Consider the following 20,142-nt stretch of genomic DNA (forward strand, 5'->3'; position numbering starts at 1 on the left):
GAATAGAATATTATTATAATTAGTCATTAACATTGGCGGCAACCCGCTATTGACCGCTGTGAAGCGGACCATCATATGACCAATTATAAAGCATTGCAGCCACCTGTCGGGTGGTGTGTGCTATTGCTGTAACCAAACCTAACCAATACCAGATGAGAAAACTTTACCCAAGCCTAATTTCAATACTTCCAGTACTTGTTGTAATTGTGTTGTGCCTATCCTTTGGTAAAGCATTGGCGCAGGTATCAGACCTTCGTTTTGCGCACCTTAACTCTGATAACGGGTTGCCGCAAAATACCATCCATGGTATTGTAAAGGATAAGTATGGCTTTATCTGGTTTGGCACCTGGTCTGGTTTGTGCCGTTATGATGGTTACCGCGTTAGGGTTTACCGTCACAAACCTGGCGATTCTACCAGTTTGCCTGATAACCGCGTACACAGCATTAGTTTAGATGCTGAAGGCAATGTTTGGCTCATCACTTTCAAATCAACCATTGGCTCCCGGTATGACTATGAGAAGGATAACTTTGTAAACGTTTCTCCGGAAAAGGTGCCTAAAACCATGCATGACATGTTGATACGCACCGGGCACTATAAACGAGCCGTGTTTGAGTCTAATGGTTACGCATGGCGAATTGATAGTGCTTCGCGCGCATTGATCCAAACGCATTTAGCCAATGGCCGCGAGAGTAAGATTATGCCCAATCCGGCCAACCGCTGGTCATTAAACGATACCTACATGAGTGAGCTTTATAAAGATAAAGACAACATGCTCTGGGTTGGTACTTACAGTAATGGGGTAGACCGCGCCGATCTTAACGCCAAACCCTTTCATTATCATTTTCATGATCTGGCAAACCCCAGCTCTATTGCCGACAACAACGTACGTGCCCTATGCAGAGACAATGAGGGGGGCTTATGGATAGGTACCCGCGATATGGGCATTAGCGTGGTAAGAGACAACGGTCATACCATGCACCTGAAAGCCGGAACGGGCCCAGCCTCTTTATCTGATAACCAGATCAGGCGGATTTTTACCGACTCGCGCGGAAATACCTGGATAGGAGAAAAAACGGGACTAGACCGTTACGACCGTAAAACCGGAACTATAAAACGTTTTAACACCACCGCAATTGGTAACGCTACTGTTTTTGGGGTTGCCGAAGATCATTTACACCAGATATGGCTGGCAACCTGGGCAGGAGTATTTAAATACTCTTATGAAACCAATTTACTTACCCGCTATCTGGTAGGTAAAACCATTCCAGAAAACTGGTGCTATTGTATTATGGAAGATAAGGCCGGCCAGATTTGGCTCGGTACAGAAGGTAATGGTTTGATGGTTTGTGAGTCTGGTGCAAATGGCCAGTTCAGGGTAAAGAAAGTTTACAGGCAAGATGATAAAAATAGCAACTCTATCAGTAATGACCGGATCTACTGTTTGTTTCAAGACTCGCACCAAAATATCTGGATTGGAACAGGTGACGGTTTAGACAGACTCGAACCTAAATCTGGCCGGATTGAACATTTTAGCCGGTCTGCCGCCGGGTTGCCGCGCTCGGCCATTGCATCGGTGGTTGAGGATAACAAAGGAAACATTTGGGTAGGGCATAAGCAGGGGATCTCAAAAATTTCAGGCAACTCATCTGTGATTAACTACACCGGGCAGGATGGTTTGCAGGGAAACGAGTTTTCTGACGATGCCGTTTATAAATGCGCTAAAAGCGGCAGAATGTATTTCGGGGGCATCAATGGGTATAATGATTTTGATCCGGATAGCATTTTAACCGATACCCGGAACTATCCCATCATGATTACCGAGCTAAAAGTGTCTAGCAAGCCCGTGGAGGCAGGGCAGGAGGTTAACGGCAGGATTTTGCTGAGCAAACCTATTCACCTCACTGATTACATTGAACTGAACTATAAAGACAAAGGTGTTTCTATAGAGTTTGCCGCGTTGGATTACGCCAATCCTAACGCCAATAAATATGCCTACAAACTGGAGGGCTTTGATAGGGATTGGATTTATACCGACGCCTCCCAGCGCATAGCATCATACCCTGATTTGCAGCGGGGAGATTATGTATTTAAAGTGATAGCTGCCAACTCTGATGGGGTGTGGAATAAAACGCCGCGCACGCTTCGCATCAGGGTATACCCGCCGTGGTGGTCAAGCAATGTAGCTTATACCATTTACTGCATTATATTAATTGTTACTGTAATTATTGTTGGCCGGCACGCTATTGCCTTCATTAAGCTAAAAGCTAAACTGGGGTATGACCAGATGCTGCATGAGAAGGAATTGGAAATGACGCAAAGCAAGATTGAATTCTTTACCAATATCTCGCACGAAATTAAAACGCCTTTATCGCTCATCCTGGCACCTATAGCCCGGCTTAAAACCGGCGATCATGATAAGCAATTTATCAATAATCAGCTGCAGATTATGGAAGAGAACGGCGAACGTTTACATAAGCTGATCAGTCAGCTGTTAGATATTCGTCGCGTAGAGACGGGCAATTCGCCATTAAATCTGCAACCGGGAGATATTGGTGCTTTTGTGCAGCATGTGGCTGGCTGCTTCCAGCAACTGGCAGAATCAAAAGACATCAAGTTGCAGATTGATATTGAACAGCAAGGCCTGCTGCGCTACTTTGACCACGATAAGCTGGAGCGGGTGATAGACAATTTACTATCTAACGCCATGAAGTTCTCCAAACCGGGTGGCATGGTTCGTATAGCGGTAGGCGAACGAACTTTAGATGATAAAAAGACAATTGTAATAGAAGTTACAGATCAGGGTGATGGTATTGCGCCTGCCGATATTAAGCGCCTGTTTACGCCGTTTTACCAGGGTAAAAACAAGTTTGTGGGTGGAAGCGGCCTTGGCCTGGCATTTTCAAAAGCACTGGTTGAATTACATGGCGGACGGATCAGTGCCCAAAGTGACTCCCTGCCGGGCTCGGACCTGAAAGAAACCAGATTTACAGTGGAACTTCCGTCAACCCCAGCCGAATCGGTGACTAAACCACCTGTTACAGGGCTGCCAACTGTTGGCGTTAACAGGGTAGAAGAGGTGAGGAAGACGATTGAAATAGCAACACCTTTAACCAAAGCAGCCAAAATTGAGAAAAAGCCGGTGCTGCTAATTGTGGAAGACAGTGTTGACCTGCGGGCTTACCTGCGTGATCTTTTTGCGCTTGATTTTGTTGTGCTGGAGGCCCGGGGCGGCGGAGAGGGCAACCTGATGGCCATTCAGCATCAGCCTGACCTGATTATTACCGATATGATGATGCCTGAAGGCAATGGTTTGCAGCTATGCGAAGCCATAAAAAATAATGAGGAAACCCGGCACATTCCGGTAATTATGCTCACGGCGCGGTCTTTTGCAGAGCACCAGGTACATGGTTTGCAAGCCGGCGCGGATGATTACGTGGCCAAGCCGTTTGACCCAACAGCGCTGGTGCTCAAAGCCAGAAACACCATACTGCAACGACGCGTTATGCGCGAAAAATATCGCAGTACCATTATGGTAACGCCAGCTGCCACAGAAGCCAAGGTTTCTGTCGATGATGACTTGCTGGGCAAGATTACACAACACATAGAAGCCAATATTGACGACCCCGAACTGAATAATGAAAGCGTTGCCCAGGCGGTAGGCATTAGCAGGCCGCAGTTATACCGCAAAATAAAAGCCCTTACCGGCATGAGCGTTGTTGATATTATTAAAGAAGTGCGCCTGGCCCATGCCCGCAAAATGCTGGCCGAGCGCAAGTTTAACGTCAATGAAATTGCTTACAAGGTGGGCTTTACCGATTCTGACTATTTCAGCAAATGTTTTAAAGCAAAATGGGGGATGACGCCTTCTGAGTTTGCAAAATCAGAGCTGGATACTGTTCTGTAAAATATCACCCCACCAATCGTGAAGCCAGCTTGCCCTGGCTTCACGATTGCTTTCATTTAGCTCACTCTAGAACATCGTCTTCCCAACGATAGCTATAGCCGTTAGGCTTTGCTGATTATTGCCTATCAATGATAGGAAAGTACTACCGAACAGTTGTTCTTCCGAACTTTTTTTCTCCATCCCACAGGTATGTTTGGCAAGCAGAACCCGGTGTGTTTTCAATCACTTTCCAGCGGAACGTTCGGTGCTTTTAGCCGCCGTTTTTTGTATGCCGATAGTCTTTGTGCCTCGTTGCTCCCCATCTCCCTCTCTGCTTTAGGCTTTACGCTATATTAATATTGTTGTTTTGACATTTAATACCGGAGTGAGTTCGGTTTTAAGCTGTTTTTATAGCTATATGAACAAATTTTACGGTTTTTTGAGCAAATTTTCGGGTGCTTAATTGCTGCCCGCAGATAATTTTGAATGTCTGATGTAGATGAATAATTACACAGCGCACTGAAACCAATTGATATAAGCCCGGGCAATCCTGGCATTTTACACGAAACGATTTTGATGGTTTTTTAGCTCAATGGGTTAAAGGCTTTTTAAGCCTGGTAACCGCTGAGCAAATACGCCCGAGTCTGTTCGCACCCTGTTTTAGAAACCAAATTAAGAACCAATATATGAAGCACCTTTACACCAACAAACGTTTTCCTGAAACCTGAAATCAGCTGATTTAATTATCAGCTGATTTTATTCGCTTATTCCGCAGCTCTGGGGCAGCCCCGGACGGGGATGCTATTGCCCTACTTTTTGCACAAAACCAATTAAACTTCACAATGATTCCTCAATTTATTAGAAGACTGGTCCTTCTGGCGACAGCTGTCGTTTTGGTGGCCGGTTGCCGGAAAAAAGCATTTGATGATTTCTACGGCCGACCTGCTACCTTGCAGCCTCCCATCTACAACGTATTAGATTCACGAAAAAACTTTACCACTTTTTTGACACTGATTGATAAATCAGGGTACAAAAAATCGCTTTCAGGCGGCGGTTACTGGACGCTGTTTGCACCTAACGACGCAGCTTTTCAGAAGTATTTTACAGATAACAATACTACGCTTGCCAATATAGACAGTGCTACCGCACGCAAAATTGTTCAATACTGCCTGGTTTATAACGATTTTGAAACCACTCACATTGCAGATTACCAGTCTGACGCTGGCTGGGTGCCCAACGCGGCATTTAAACGTATGACCAATTATTATGATGGTTTTTACAAAGGGCAGGGGCCCGATGGTAGTGCAACGGTACTGCTTTCATCAAACAGAAACCAGTCTACCAACGGTTCCTCATTTGTTTTTGGCGATAACAACAACAAGTATATCCCTTTCTTCTATTCATCATACATGTCTGCAATGGGTTTGAGCGCTGCAGATTACAATGCCTTTTACCCAAACTCAACCTACACCGGCTTTAATGTTGACCAGGCACAAGTGGTTAACAAGGATCTGATTGCAGAAAATGGCGTGGTGCACGAGATTGACCGTGTACTTACCCCGCTGCCCAACCTGGAGCAATATCTGGCCACCAACAGCCAGTATAGCGAGTTCAGAAAACTTTTTGAGCAGTACATGACGCTTTATATCCCTAATGTTGATGCCACTGCCCGTTATAAAATATTAACCGGTTCGTCAAGTACGGTTTACATCAAGCAATACTCTCCGCTGCTGGCCTACGCTCCAAATAATGAGAATTATGTTAAGGCTAATGTTTATGATGCTCAGTCTGACGGATATACCATGGTTGCGCCAAATAACACGGCGTTAACCCAGTACCTCAACAGTGTTATCCTGGAGTTTTACGGCACGGTTGATAAACTTCCGGCATCAATTATTGCCGATTTGTTGAACGCGCACATGTACAACACCACTGCATGGCCTTCAAAATTTGCTACTACGCCTAACTTCCAGAATGAAACCAGCAAGCTAAGCTTCAGCGCAGATCTGGCAGAGAAGAAAATGTGCAGCAACGGTATTTTCTACGGCTCAAACAAGGTGCAGCAGGCCAACGTGTTCAGTACGGTATATGCCAGGGCTTATCTTGATCCTAACTACTCTTTAATGTGGCGCATTTTGAATAACCTTAAACTCGCCATTACCTCGCCAACGCAGCGCTATACTATTTTCATGCTGCCAGATACTTACCTGCGTGCATTGGGTTATGATTATAACACCACTACAAATGCATTTACGCTAACAGTAAATGGAACAGTAGTTGCCGGTGGCGACCAGTTGCAGCGCCTTGTTAACCTGCATGTAATCAACACGCCAAATAATGAGTTAAACAGTCTGGCTGGTTCTGGTATTCTGGAAACTTACGGCGGCGAGTACATGAAATGGAACGCCGGGCAGATTTTTGCCGCCGGTAACGTTGAAACAGGTGTAAATGCCACCGTAGGTGCGTCAAGAGACTATATCAACGGTCGTATTTATTACCTCAACTCTGGCAACCTGATCTACCCTACAGGTACACTGGCATCGCAGATTGCAAAGCTTGCTAAAGTAGCCACAGATCCATACTATGATTTTTATCAGTACCTGATTAACTCTACTGCCTATAATGCGGTATCAGCAGAGTTCTCTTTCACGGTTTCGGGAGCTAACTATACCATATTTATCCCAACTAAGGCAGCCATTTTGCAGGCTGTTAAAGATGGTTATTTGCCAGGTACCGTATCTGGTACAACCGTAACGCCAACTTACAACCCAACCAGCATTGATGATAAAGCAAAGGTAACCAAGTTTATACAGTACCATATCATCAACGGTGTAGCTATGGCAACCGATGGTAAAAAGAGCAGCGTGTCTACAGCGTTCCAAACCTTCCTGGTTAACTCATTGGGCGATAAGCTGACCATTACCGTGAAAAATCAACCCAACAACATGACGGTGACTGACAACTTCGGCCGTACATCAAATGTGGTAAATGGTTCGGCCAGCAATTACCTGGGCTCAAGGGCACTCTTTCATCAAATTGATAACTACCTGAAGTATAACTTCTAAGCATCGGCATTTTATGAGAAGAAATTTATATATTTTATTGATCTGTGCCGTTGCGGTTTGCGTGGGCGGCCTACAGCTCAGTTGGGCACAAACAACCGGCGGCGTGCTTGTTAAAGGGCGCGTTACAGACAAAGCCGGTCCGCTTGTTGGCGCCACTGTAATTGAACAGGATAAAGACAACCGTACCATTATTGGTGTGGCTACAGATATCGACGGCAACTTTGCACTCCACATCAGCGATGTAACACACAAACTGGTGGTATCGCTCATCAGTTATGAAACGCAGAGCCTCACCATCGGCCCCAAAAGAACCTTTGAGGTTTTCATGAAGCCGAATTCACGCGATCTGGACGAGGTAATTGTAAAAGCCCGGCCACAGGTTAACAACGGCAGCGGTTTATTGATTGACGATAGGGACCGTACCACCTCAACCTTAACACTGAATGCTAAAGATGTGGAGGAGCTGCAGGCTACCACTATTGATCAGGCTATTCAGGGCCGTTTACCAGGGGTAGATATCGTATCAAACTCTGGTGATCCAGGCGCTGGTATGTCTATCAAAATCCGTGGTACGGCAACTATTAACGGTGCTACCAATCCGCTGATTGTGTTGGACGGCGTACCTTTTGAAACCACCGTGCCATCTGATTTTAACTTTGCAACGGCAGACAATAACCAATATGCCGACTTGCTGAGCATCGCCCCGTCTGATATCAAGGATATCTCTATCCTGAAAGATGCGGCTGCAACTGCCGTTTGGGGATCAAGAGCGGCTAACGGCGTACTAATCATCAACACCAAACGTGGTGTAAAAGGAGCACCTACTATTTCTTACACCTTTAAAGGCACCAGTACCGAGCAGCCGGGCAGTATTCCGCTGTTGAACGGCGACCAGTACACCACGCTGATTCCGGAGATGGTGATGAACGTTAACGGCTTGCCACTTAATATGTTCAACGTTAAGGAGTTTCAGTTTGACCCGCAAGATCTTTACTATTATAACAACTATACCCAAAATACAGATTGGGTAAAAGCCATTTCCAGAACCGGTTCTGTGTATGATAATAACCTGTCGCTTTCGGGCGGTGGCGATAAAGCACGTTACTTCGCATCGGTAGGGTATAACACCCAAACCGGTACAACCATAGGTACCGGCCTGCAGCGTTTAAACACCAGGCTCAACCTGGATTACATCGTGTCAGACCGTATCCGGTTTACCACTTACGTGGCTTATGCGCACTCTAACACATTGTTTAACTACTCAACCAGTGCAAACGGTACCGGTAGCGGAAACGTGCGTGCTGTGGCGGCCATCAGGGCGCCAAACAGCAGTATTTATGCTTATAACGAGTATGGTATACTAACGCCAAACTATTTTACGCCGGCATCAGACGTGCAGGGACAATATCCGGCTACCTACAACCCGGTGGCACTGGCCAATACTGCCCTTAACGAGGCCGTAAATGACCGTATTACGCCTCACTTCTCGCTACAGTATAACATTGTTAAAGGTATCCTGAATGCAACCGGCGATGTGGTTTTTGATATCAGCAACGGCCGTCAGCATCGTTTCCTGCCGCAACAGGCAACCGGCAGACCGTTTACAGAAACAACGGTAAACCAGACATCTGTTTCAGATTATGATAGCTACAACGTATCTACCAAAGCCAACCTGGTTTATACACCAGATCTGGGCGATAAAAACTCATTCTCTGGTTTGGTATCGTTGCAAAGCAATGATTCTAAATCTGTAACCCAGGGAGAAAAATCATCCAACACGGCTTCAGACGAGTTGCAGGATCCGCTTTCGCCGGGCCGTTCAAATGTGGCTGGCGCGTTGCTGTCGTCAACTACACAATCACGGTCGGTATCCGCGCTTATCAACGGTCAGTATAAATTCCTTGATCGTTATATTGTTAACGTAGCCTTGCGCGGCGATGGTAGCTCAAGATTTGGTTCTAACAAACGTTATGGTTTGTTCCCGGCCATCTCTGGTCGCTGGCGCGCATCTGCCGAGCCATTTATGAAGAAGTTTTCTAAATGGATGGACGACCTTAGTTTCCGTGGCGGTTATGGTGTGAGCGGTAGCGCTCCGCGCAGTGACTATCTGTTCTTTGGTAAATATCTGCCTAGCGATAACACCTATGCCGGCGCTGCAACTGTGTATCCAAGCAATATTCAGTTGGATAACCTGCGCTGGGAAACACTGGAAGGCCTTGACGCCGGCGTTAACCTGATCATGTTCAACAGCAGATTGAATATTGACTTCGGTATCTACCGCAACCGTACCAAAGACCTGTTCAGCACCGTTAACCTGGCTGCTTACAATGGTTTCAGCTCAGTATTAATCAATGCCGGTACGCTAGACAACCAGGGCTTCGAGCTGAATATTATTTCTACACCAATACGCACCAAAAGCATTGTTGTAGATTTTGCTTTCAACATTGCTAACAACGTTAACGCGCTGCGCTCGGTAAACCCTAACTACCCTGTACAAAGCGGTAACACCAACACCAACGGCAACTATTTAGGTCTGTTGCAGATCAATAACCCACTGGGTTCTTTCTACGGCTACCGCTATAAAGGCGTTTATAAAGACGCGGATGCCACCGTTGCACGCGGTGCAAACGGCAACAAACTGATCAGTCCAGACGGTACGCCTGTGCAAATGCGTTTCAACTACCCGGCAGTTGACTACAAATTCCAACCGGGCGACGCTAAGTATGAAGATGTTAACCATGATGGTAACATCAACTATCAGGACGTGGTTTACCTGGGTAACAGTAATCCTAAGTTTACCGGTGGTTTTGGTCCGAGCATTACCTGGCACGGTAACTTCAAGCTGCAAGCTTTCTTCAACTTCCGTACCGGCGGCCAGATTGTAAATGGTACCGAAATGAGTACTACCAATATGTATGGCTTCAGTAACCAAAGCACTGCAGTATTAAGAAGATGGAGACGCCCGGGTGATGAAACCGATATCCCGAGAGCCTTATACCGTTCGGGCTATAACTGGCTGGGGTCTGACCGTTATGTAGAAACCGGCTCTTACCTGCGTTTCAGATCAATTACGGCAAGGTATAACTTCAACCGCGCCCTGGCAGCCAAGCTAAAAACCAAAAACCTGAGCGTGTACTTCACAGCAGAAAACCTGCTCACCTTCACCAACTATACTGGGCAAGACCCAGAGGTGGCCGTAAGGGGAGAGGGCATTAACCAGATGGCGATAGATAACTCTACCACACCGCCACTTAAACAATTTACGCTTGGTTTATCCGCAACTTTTTAATGACTGTTGAAATGAGAAAGATAGCAACGATATTATTATTGATACTGGTAAGCGCCGGTAACTACTCGTGCAATAAATACCTTGACCTTAAGCCTAACGACGGCATTATCAGAGATATTTTCTGGCAGTCAAAAGAGCAACTTCAGGCCGCAACCCTTGGCTGCTATAATGCCATGGAGGATGTGCCCAGCGGCAGAACACCAGCCGAACTGTTTTTTGTTTGGGGTGAGCTGCGTGCCGATATGATTTCACCAGGTTTGGGTATGGGTGCAGAAGAACTGAGCTTTGTTAACTACAACATCCTCAGCACAAACTCTTTTGCCGACTGGCGCAATATCTACCGTGTAATTAACATTTGCAACACGGTAATTGATTTTGGGCCGAATGTGAAAAGCATTGACGCCACGCTGTCAACCACCGAGCTGAACGGTTATCTGGCCGAGGCGCTCACCGTACGGGCAATGATGTATTTCTACCTGGTGCGCACCTTTGGCGATGTGCCGATGAAGATCAAGGCCACAGCAACAGATGCAGATATTACCAATATTGCCAAAACGCCAAAAGCCGACGTATTGAAGCAGATTGTAGCCGATTTGAAACTGGCCGAAGGCTACGCGGTGGATACCTATAACAATAACACGTTTGATAAAGGCCGTGTTACCAAATACACCGTTTATGCAGTAGAGGCTGATGTTTACCTGTGGCTGGATGATTACGCTAACTGTATTGCCGCTGCCGATAAGATCATTAACTCCAACAAATTTGCCCTGGTACCGGGTAACTCGGCATGGTTCAACACCCTTTTTGCTAACGGTAACTCGGTAGAAGGTATTTTTGAGCTGCAGTTTGACCAGCAAATCCTCAACCCTTACTATGCCATGTTTACCACCAGCAAAAGGAGGTACATAGCAGCATCAAACGTGCTGAGCGACATTTATACCATTGATCCGCAGAAGGCAGATAATATTGATATCCGTGGTATCAATGCGGCTGTTCGCCCGAGCGATCAAAGTATCTACAAGTATCTGGGTATTAGCGACGATGTAGCCCGTACATCAGACGGATCTTATGCGCATTGGATATTTTACCGCTATGCAGACATCTTGCTGTTAAAGGCCGAGGCCTGCATTAACTCTGGTCGCGGTCAGGATGCGCTTGATATCATCCAGCAGATCCGCCAGCGTGGGCATGCGCTGTCATTCTCAGAAGAATCTCCACTGCCTGATGACGTTGCCGGTTTAACAGATTACCTGGTGAAAGAACGTGCCCGGGAGTTTGCTTATGAAGGTAAACGCTGGTATGACCTGTTGCGTGTTGCTAAACGCAATAACTACGAACGCATGGACATTTTGCGCGAAGCGGTATTGAATTCTGTACCGCCATCTGTACAGCAATCGGCATTGAATAAGCTGAAAGACCCGAACAGCCATTACCTGCCCATATTCTATACAGAGATTCAAAATGATCCGCTGCTTATTCAGAATCCATTCTATAAATAATAGCCAACCAAATTATAAGAAGATATGAGAACGATATTTTTTAAACGGATCTCGATGTGGCTTAGCGCACTGCCGGTGTTGTTTGCCATACTGTTTAGCGGCTGCGCCCGTGAGCACATTAACTATAATACTACCAGTGTAGTAAACATGTACAGCTACCTGGAGCAAGACCCTGCCAACTTCTCTATGTTTAAACAAATTATTGATAAGGCAGGTTACGGAGATTTTTTAAACTCTTACGGTACCTATACACTTTTTGCCTCTACCAACGATGGGGTAAAGGCATTTTTGAAAGCCAATAATCTGGCCAACATTGATGCGATTGATCAGGCCATGGCCAAAAAGATTGTCAGCATCAGCCTTATTGCCGATACTATTAACACGTCGCTGTTTACCGACGGTAAGATGCGGACGCCAACTACTTCCGGTCAGTTTTTGATTACCGGTGCTCAAAATACCGATGGGGCAAGTTCTATCACTATTAACAGACAGGCCAACCTGATAAAAGGTAATGTTAGGCTGGGTAACGGTATTGTACACGTTATTGACAATGTGTTGATGCCGGCGCAGCTCACATTGGCTAAAATGATAGAGCAAAACCCAAGCTACTCTATATTCTCTGATGCGCTGAAAGCTACCGGTTTTTATGATACGTTAAACGTGGCCAGTGCAGATCAAACCAATCCGGCCCGCAAATACCTTACGCTGATAGCCGAAACCAACACCGTATTTGCTGCAGCGGGTATCTCTGATTTTAATACGCTGAAGGCAAAGTACTCAACAACGGGTAACCCGAAAGATCCTACTGATAGCCTTTACCTGTTTGTGGCTTACCACATCCTGCCGGAGTTGTCTTTCATGTCAGACATCGTTGCGGTATCTTCACACCCAACGCTGGCTCCGCTTGAGGTAACTACAAGTATGCTGCAGGGCGAAGATGTGTTGTTAAACAACGATACGTTTAACGGTGTGCTTGAACCGGGCGTTGCGCTTGTTCGCTCGCTGAGTGATTTTCCGGCACAGAATGGCGTGTTGCACTCTGCCGCGGCAAATTACAAGATCAAGGTGCGTGAACCATCGGCGGTATATTTTGACTTTGGCGATCAGCCCGAGATCCGTCGTGCGCCAGGCGTTTTCCGTGTGTTGGGCTTGCCTGCTGCCGGTATTGCTTTCTCGATAGGTGATCTGGCCGATGTAACCTGGGTGTCCCGCGCATCTTCAGATCAGAAGCTGTATTACTGTACCACTGGTGTTGTACCAGGCTCTGGCGACTACTATTATGGTAATGACTTTGTGTACTTCGGTACCCGTTTCCAGCCTGGCTCTGGTGGTGGTATAGCTATGATGGAGATCACCTTTAAAACGCCGTTGCTGGTTCGTGGCCGCTATAAAGTATGGATAGATTGGAGAAGGGTGGGAGGCACCGCCCCAATTGTGGTAAGTTTTGATGGCGCAGACCTGCCTACAACCTTTACCCCGAATGATGTGGTGAGTGATAAAGACAATGATGCCGTACTGGAATCAAAAGGATTTAAACGCTACTCAGAATCGCCTTTAACATCAAATTCAAATGGTTTTGTGAGTAAAATGGTTGGCGTAATTAACGTAACCACAACAGACAGGCACTTTATCAAGTTCAGGCCGACCGGTTCTATCGCCACACAAATTCCGATGGATGCGGTAGAGTTCCGCCCGATTGATATGCAAAGCCAGATTACGCCCAAACTGGGCCGGGATGGCAGCCTTAAATACTAACCAATACTTTTTTAACACGACCAATTGATCATGAATCATATCAAAATAAAGCTCTTAACGCTGATAGTGCTGGTTGTTGCCGTTATCTCCTGCAAAAAGCAGTGGGATAACCAAAGCGCAGGTACAGATCAGCAGTTGAACCAAAACCTCATGCAAGCCATCAGCGCCCAAAGTAACCTGAGCACGTTTGCCGGTTACCTGTCAAAACTGGGCTATGATAAATTACTTTCAACCAGCCTTACCTATACTGTATGGGCGCCTGATAATCAGGCGCTCAGCACTATAGATCAATCAATAGTTGCTGATACGGCTAAACTGAGAGCATTTGTAAACAATCACATAGCAAAGCAAAGTTTCTTTACTGCTGATGCTAAAACCGGTATCCGCGTGCGTACGCTGGGTGGCAAACGAATCACTTTTACTGCTACTACTGTAGAGGATGCCACCATCACCACGCCTAACCGTTACGTAGCCAACGGCGTGCTGCACGTAATCAACAAAGCGCTGCCGCCAAAAATGAATATCTATGAGTTTATCAAGAACCTGACAGGCACAGGCCAGTTGGTGCGAACCTATATCCTTGGTCAGGATACCAGCTATGTAGATACCACCAAGGCTACCGTTGCTGGGATTGATAAAACTACCGGCAAGCCAATCCTGGTAGCCGGAACCGGTTTAGTGAGCATGAACAAATATGCCACCCGGGTAGCCAACATCCAAAGCGAAGACAGTCTGTACACCTTCTTTGTACTGACAGACAACGCCTATAACAACGAGCGTAACAAAGTAAGCAAGTACTTTAAAACCGTTAGCGGTTCGGCTGATACCACCATGAATATGCTGGCCGCCCTTAACGTGCTGAAAGATGTTGCCGTGAAAGGTGTGGTATTACCTGCTAATCTGCCGGCCAGCTTAACATCGGTAAACGGTGTGCCTATGCCAATTGATAAATCGACCATTGTGCAGAGCTATCAGGCCAGTAACGGTATTGTTTACGTGATAGACAAGATGGATTTTGCCGTGTCTGACAAGATTACACCGATCATCATCCAGGGAGAGGCACCTACATTTTTTGCCCGTACAGACCGTCGTTCTAATTACGCTTACCGCGTAAAGAACGATCCAAGCGGTGTTACTTATCATGACTTGATGGTATCAGGTTCAGGTTTGCCTGCTGCCTATTATGCCGGCTATCGCCTCAGCAACCTTTATACCTGCCAGTACAAGGTAATCTGGAGAGCAATTAATGATTTTTATGCTACGCCTACCAATATTTCGCAAAGGTTGGGTTTCTCAATGATCAGAAATACGGTTGGTCGTGACGGATTTTTGCCACTGGTGCAGTTCCCGTACACCAACGTAACACCACTTAATTATAATGAGGTTACACTGACCGGTGCTACCAACCCTAACCCCACAGCTGGCGGAACCATCAGCGTGGTTAGCGGTACGCTCAGTGTAGACAAGTATTCATCGGTAGATATGTTCTTGCAGGGCGCTAACAGTACAACCGTGAACGCCAATATTTTCACTGCAGATTATATCAAACTTATCCCAATCCTCAATTAACACCGTACAGATTATGCATAAATTTACTTTATCAGCCATATCCATCTTCTCTATCTGCGCGCTGTATGGTGTTAGTGCAAAAGCACAACAAACAGACGCCATATCGGCGGCACGCAAGGATAGCCTTGCCTTATATAAAGCCGATTCTACCCGCCGGGCTCAGGGCAATAAATTTACGGGCTTCCTGCGTGATGCTGCCACCGGCAAACCCGTGAGCGGCATGAACATCAGCGTTGAAGCTTATTCTGCCGCTCTGAGTGACGACAAGGGCCGCTTCACTATCAGCGTACCTAATTACGATGCCGTTTTAGTAGTAAAAGGGCAAGGCTATCAGCTGAAAGAAATTCCGCTGAAGGGCCGTAAGAAGTTACCAGATGTGCTGCTTTTTGAAGAGTCGTTCAACTCTGTTTATGACGAGGCCAACCTGGTTACCCGTCCAATGGCCATGAACCGCACAGCAAACGCAGTTAACATTGTAAATACACAAGGCTCATGGGAAAACACCAGCGCCGAAACGCCTGATACTTACCTGCAAGGAAAAGTTGCCGGGTTGAGCGTTGTACGCAGATCTGGCTCGCCTAATGCTGGCGCCAATCTTTTCCTCCGTGGCTTCAGCTCGCTGTTTGGCACCAACGCACCGCTGGTGATTGTTGACGGGATGATCTATGACACCAACCAATACGGCAGTTCGCTTGCGAGCGGGCACATCCGTAACCCATTTGGTAATCTTGACCTGCGCGATGTGGAGAGCTTTACGGTACTGAAGGATGCAAGCGCCAGCGTTTATGGTACCAAAGGTGCAAACGGCGTGATCCTCATCACCACTAATAGTCGCCCGGAGTTGGCTACCCGTATTGACCTTGGCATTTACGGCGAGTACAACTACATGGGCAACAACAAGCTGTTGCCGCTGATGAAAGCCGGCGATTACCGGTTGTATCTGGCCGACGTACTGAAATCAAGCGGAATGACGCCAGAGCAGGTTGCCGCCCAGCCTTATTTTAATGATAATCCTGCAAGCCCAACTTACGCTATGTACCATAACGACAGGAACTGGCAGAAACAGGCGTTTAAAAATGGCTACAATCAAAACTATAACTTAAGAGTATCAGGTGGCGATAACGTTGCCCGCTACGTATTGTCATTAGGCTATGCAAATAATAAAGGTATTACCCAAAATACAGGAATCACCAAATTCAACACCCGGTTTAATGCCGATCTGAATATCAGCAGGCACCTTACGGTAAATGCTAACCTGTCGTTCAACTATGCGCAGCAAAACCTTTTTGATCAGACCGCGTCAGAAACCAGTCCGCTTTATCTGAGTTTGATCAAATCGCCGCTGGTGGGTGTTAATGATGTTAACGCACAAGGCGTGCCATCGCCCAACCTGGCCGATGTCGATGCGTTTGGCATAGGCAACCCGCAGGCCGTTTTCAATAAAGCAAAAGAGAACGATCAGAACTACCGCTTTTTGGGTGGCCTGAACTTTAAATATGATTTCAATAAAAGCTGGGCAGCCCAAACATTGATTGGCTTAACAGCAGATAAAGTGCGCGAAAACTATTTTGTACCGCGCGCCGGCGTAGCTAATGATACCACCGCCAGTGGAGTGGTTGATAGTCGCCTGGGTTCGCAGGTGCAAAGGCTGTTTAACATTTACAGCGATACCCGCGTTACTTTTAATCATACCTACAACCGTATCCACTATGTTGGCTTGAACCTGGGTGTACGTTTCTCATCATTCAACACCGAGACTAATTACAATCAGTCATCCAACTCGGCCATTGACCAGTTGATTACCGTTGGCAACGGCGATCCACTGCTGAACCGCACAGGCGGCGAGTTAGGCAAATACCGTTGGCTGAATAACTACTTTACCGGCGACTACCGCCTGTATAACAAATACATCTTCAACGTAACGGTGGCTGCCGACGCATCTTCGCGCTTTGGAGATCGTGCTGATGGTATGGATATTGGCGGCAAAAAGATGGCTTTATTGCCAGCTGTATCTGCCGCGTGGATTGTATCATCAGAAAAATTCCTGGCTGATGTAAATATGCTGGAGATGCTGAAACTGCGTGCCAGCTACGGCCTTACCGGTAATGATGACATTGGTAATTATGCATCTAAACAATACTATATCTCGCAAAACTGGTTAGGTATGCAGGGTTTAATCCGCGGCAATGTGGGTAACCCGTACCTGCAGTGGGAGGTAAATAAGAAGCTTGATCTGGGTCTTGATGCGTCGTTCTTCCAGGAGCGTATAGGTTTGACGTTTGATTATTTCCGCAATACCACTTCACACATGATCACCCGTTCTACAGCGCCGACAGTTTCTGGGCTGGAGTACGTAGTAAGCAATGGCGGCGGCATGAAAACCGATGGCTATGAGCTTGCCATAAACGGAAGGATTATTAACAACAGCAAGTTTAAGTGGGATTTAGGTTTCAATATCTACACCTATCGTAACCGCATCACGGCGTTGCCATCAACTTATTTAAGCTCTTATTATGGGGCTACTATTTTGACACAGGTAGGTGCACCGGCAGGTTTGTTCTATGGTTACCGCACTAACGGCGTTTACCGAACCAATGCAGAGGCTGCAGCGGCCGGTATATCGGTTCGTAACAGTCAGGGTATCCCGGTTGCACAACAGGGTGGCGATGTGAAGTTTGTAGATGTAAACGGCGATCATATTATTGATAATGCCGACAGACAAGCCATCGGTAACCCTAACCCTGATTTTGCAGGCGCTATTACCACCGGTTTCACTTATGGCCGTGTTAACCTGAACGCGCTGTTCACCTTCAGTAAAGGCAATAAAGTGTATAATGAAACCCGCCGTTTGCTGGAGTCAGAATCTGGTCCGCAAAATCAGCTGACTTCAGTTAACAACAGATGGCGTGTAGACGGTCAGCAAACCAATATGCCAAGAGCGGCTTATGGCGATCCAACCATGAATAACTCGTTTTCTGACCGCTGGATTGAAGATGGCTCATATCTGCGCCTCAGAACACTTTCGGTTACTTATGATGTGCCGCTGAAGTACAAAGGTTTCAAATACCTCAAAGTGTATGCAACCGGTAATAACCTGCTCACTTTCAGTAAATACCTGGGCTATGATCCGGAGTTTGCGCCCACCGGTAACCTGTTAACCAACGGCATTGACAACCTGCTCGATCCGCAGTTTAAAACCATTATGCTGGGCGTGCGCATAGGTATCTAATTAATTGACAATTATTTTGACGACAATGAGAAACAAAATATTTAAAATAGGTGGCCGTGTGCTGTTGATCTCGTGCCTGCTGCTTTCGTTTTCATGCAAAAAACTGCTGGATGTATCACCTGAAGACGCGGTAGAGGCCAAAAACAACTACCGTAATATTAACGATGCCAACGCTGCTGTAATTGGTATTTACGGTCAGCTGCAAACCATAGCCGACCGTTACATGGTGCTTAATGAACTGCGCGGCGACCTGGTGAGCCCAACTATCAATGCCGACCGTTACCTGCGCGAGATTAGCGAACATAACGTATCGGCTGATAATCCATGGGCAGATCCAAAGCCGTTCTACAAGATCATTATGAATTGTAATGACGCCCTGGCAAACTTTAAGATCATGCTGAGAGATGCCAAATTCCGTCAGGAAGAATATAATCAGCGTTATGCAGATATTATTGCGGTGCGTGCGTGGTTGTACCTTCAGGTAGGTATCCACTGGGGAAATGTTCCATACGTAACAGACCCGCTGGCCTCAATTGATGATCTGAAGGATAGCTCTAAATTCCCTAAGGTATCATTTAATGACTTGCTTGATAAGCTGATTGCCAGTATGCAGGGCATTTATTTAGATGGCTACACCTCAACAACGGCAACCGGTTCTAACAGCAACTCGTTATTAACCACTGTTGATGGGTACTCTACCGGTTTAATGTTTATTAACAAACGCTGCCTGCTGGGCGATCTTAACCTGTGGCGCGGTAATTATACAGACGCATCTACCCAGTACCGTTATGTTACCGAGCAAGGTTACAGAAACGACCAGGGCGCGGGTAACATCAGTTTCTGGCAGTATAAGGCTACTTATAGCAACTTTAACATTGTCTACAATATTGGTAGCGATGAGCAATCATTGAAAGATGACAACACGGATGTAGCCGGTTGGAGATCCATCTTTGGTTCAACAGCACAGGGTACAGATATCAGCGCCGAGTGGATCTGGACCATGCCGTTTGATAAGAATTTTGCACCTACCAATCCGTTTATTGATCTCTTTTCAAATCAGGGCGGTCGTTACCTGCTTACTGCATCGCAGTTTGCTATGGATAAATGGAACTCTGAGACCCAAGCCAACGGTTTTCCATATGATGCCCGCGGCAAGCTATCAGTTAGAACCGTTAACGGCAAACCTGTAATTATGAAGCCGTTGTACCTGTATCTTAACGGGCCAAACTTTACGGCGCTAAATCCGCTGCAAAAACAAGGTCGCTGGTTATTATACCGCACGGCTACACTTAATCTGCACTTTGCCGAGGCCGCCTGTCGTGATAACTATTTGGACGTAGCTTATGCACTTACCAATGCGGGGGTTATCCAGGTATTCAGTGGTATTTTCCCTACAAGGGCGGTTGTAGGCACTGGTCGTAACGTGCCTACCGATGCTACCAATATTATGATCACACATCGTCCGGCTCCTTATGATCTGGATGCCAGGTACGGTGATGTACCTTCATACCGCGGCCCATGGAACCGCCAGATTGGTACACGCTCAAGGGCTAACCTTAACTGGCTGCCAACATCGCTCATTAACAATGCACCAAATGCGGGTGGCGATCAAATTGGATTAGAGAATGCCATTATACAGGAAGATGCCGAAGAGCTTGCTTTTGAAGGCCAGCGCTGGGGAGATCTGCTGCGTGTGTCGCTGCACAGAAACGACATGTCATTTATTGCCGAAGCTGTTTACCAGAAGTTGCTGAGAGACGGCAATCCTAATGCGTCAACGGCTAAAGCCAAGTTATTGAGCAAAGACGGCGTTTACCTTCCGTTTAAAATGTAAACCCCTGGCGAGTCATCC

The 20,142-nt window shown here is 46.6% G+C and carries 8 protein-coding genes; all 8 read left to right on the top strand.

Annotated elements, in window-relative coordinates; translation table 11 throughout:
- Positions 1-152: 152 nt before the first annotated feature.
- The 8 genes from ABZR88_RS05430 to ABZR88_RS05465 all read left to right on the top strand — a co-directional run bounded on the left by ABZR88_RS05430 (position 153) and on the right by ABZR88_RS05465 (position 20,124).
- Positions 153-3,905 carry a hybrid sensor histidine kinase/response regulator transcription factor gene (locus ABZR88_RS05430; RefSeq protein WP_146166523.1) on the top strand — a complete coding sequence of 1,251 codons (3,753 nt, stop codon included), beginning with the start codon at positions 153-155 and terminating at the stop codon, positions 3,903-3,905.
- A gap of 821 nt (positions 3,906-4,726) precedes the next feature.
- Complete coding sequence (locus tag ABZR88_RS05435) at positions 4,727-6,949, top strand: fasciclin domain-containing protein (RefSeq protein WP_107828428.1); 2,223 nt, start codon at positions 4,727-4,729, stop codon at positions 6,947-6,949.
- A 13-nt stretch (positions 6,950-6,962) separates the two neighbouring features.
- Positions 6,963-10,238 (top strand): SusC/RagA family TonB-linked outer membrane protein, encoded by a 3,276-nt coding sequence (locus ABZR88_RS05440; protein ID WP_107828427.1) that lies wholly within the window; start codon positions 6,963-6,965, stop codon positions 10,236-10,238.
- A gap of 11 nt (positions 10,239-10,249) precedes the next feature.
- Positions 10,250-11,737 (top strand): RagB/SusD family nutrient uptake outer membrane protein, encoded by a 1,488-nt coding sequence (locus tag ABZR88_RS05445; RefSeq protein WP_107828485.1) that lies wholly within the window; start codon positions 10,250-10,252, stop codon positions 11,735-11,737.
- A gap of 24 nt (positions 11,738-11,761) precedes the next feature.
- Positions 11,762-13,492, top strand: coding sequence for a fasciclin domain-containing protein (locus tag ABZR88_RS05450; RefSeq protein ID WP_107828426.1), 1,731 nt, complete (start codon positions 11,762-11,764; stop codon positions 13,490-13,492).
- Between the two features lie 30 nt (positions 13,493-13,522).
- The gene (locus ABZR88_RS05455) at positions 13,523-15,061 is read left to right on the top strand and encodes a fasciclin domain-containing protein (protein ID WP_107828425.1); all 1,539 of its coding nucleotides are present in this window, start codon (positions 13,523-13,525) and stop codon (positions 15,059-15,061) included.
- 13 nt (positions 15,062-15,074) lie between these two features.
- Positions 15,075-18,290 (top strand): SusC/RagA family TonB-linked outer membrane protein, encoded by a 3,216-nt coding sequence (locus tag ABZR88_RS05460; RefSeq protein ID WP_107828424.1) that lies wholly within the window; start codon positions 15,075-15,077, stop codon positions 18,288-18,290.
- Between the two features lie 25 nt (positions 18,291-18,315).
- Positions 18,316-20,124 (top strand): RagB/SusD family nutrient uptake outer membrane protein, encoded by a 1,809-nt coding sequence (locus ABZR88_RS05465; protein WP_107828423.1) that lies wholly within the window; start codon positions 18,316-18,318, stop codon positions 20,122-20,124.
- Positions 20,125-20,142 lie beyond the last annotated feature (18 nt).

This window comes from Mucilaginibacter yixingensis (genome assembly GCF_041080815.1).
Lineage (GTDB): Bacteria > Bacteroidota > Bacteroidia > Sphingobacteriales > Sphingobacteriaceae > Mucilaginibacter > Mucilaginibacter yixingensis.

What these genes read in the sequence shown, in the direction of transcription:
- ABZR88_RS05430 (WP_146166523.1), top strand. Translation starts at nt 153, where the DNA reads ATGAGAAAACTTTACCCAAGCCTAATTTCAATACTTCCAGTACTTGTT.
- ABZR88_RS05435 (WP_107828428.1), top strand. Translation starts at nt 4,727, where the DNA reads ATGATTCCTCAATTTATTAGAAGACTGGTCCTTCTGGCGACAGCTGTC.
- ABZR88_RS05440 (WP_107828427.1), top strand. Translation starts at nt 6,963, where the DNA reads ATGAGAAGAAATTTATATATTTTATTGATCTGTGCCGTTGCGGTTTGC.
- ABZR88_RS05445 (WP_107828485.1), top strand. Translation starts at nt 10,250, where the DNA reads ATGAGAAAGATAGCAACGATATTATTATTGATACTGGTAAGCGCCGGT.
- ABZR88_RS05450 (WP_107828426.1), top strand. Translation starts at nt 11,762, where the DNA reads ATGAGAACGATATTTTTTAAACGGATCTCGATGTGGCTTAGCGCACTG.
- ABZR88_RS05455 (WP_107828425.1), top strand. Translation starts at nt 13,523, where the DNA reads ATGAATCATATCAAAATAAAGCTCTTAACGCTGATAGTGCTGGTTGTT.
- ABZR88_RS05460 (WP_107828424.1), top strand. Translation starts at nt 15,075, where the DNA reads ATGCATAAATTTACTTTATCAGCCATATCCATCTTCTCTATCTGCGCG.
- ABZR88_RS05465 (WP_107828423.1), top strand. Translation starts at nt 18,316, where the DNA reads ATGAGAAACAAAATATTTAAAATAGGTGGCCGTGTGCTGTTGATCTCG.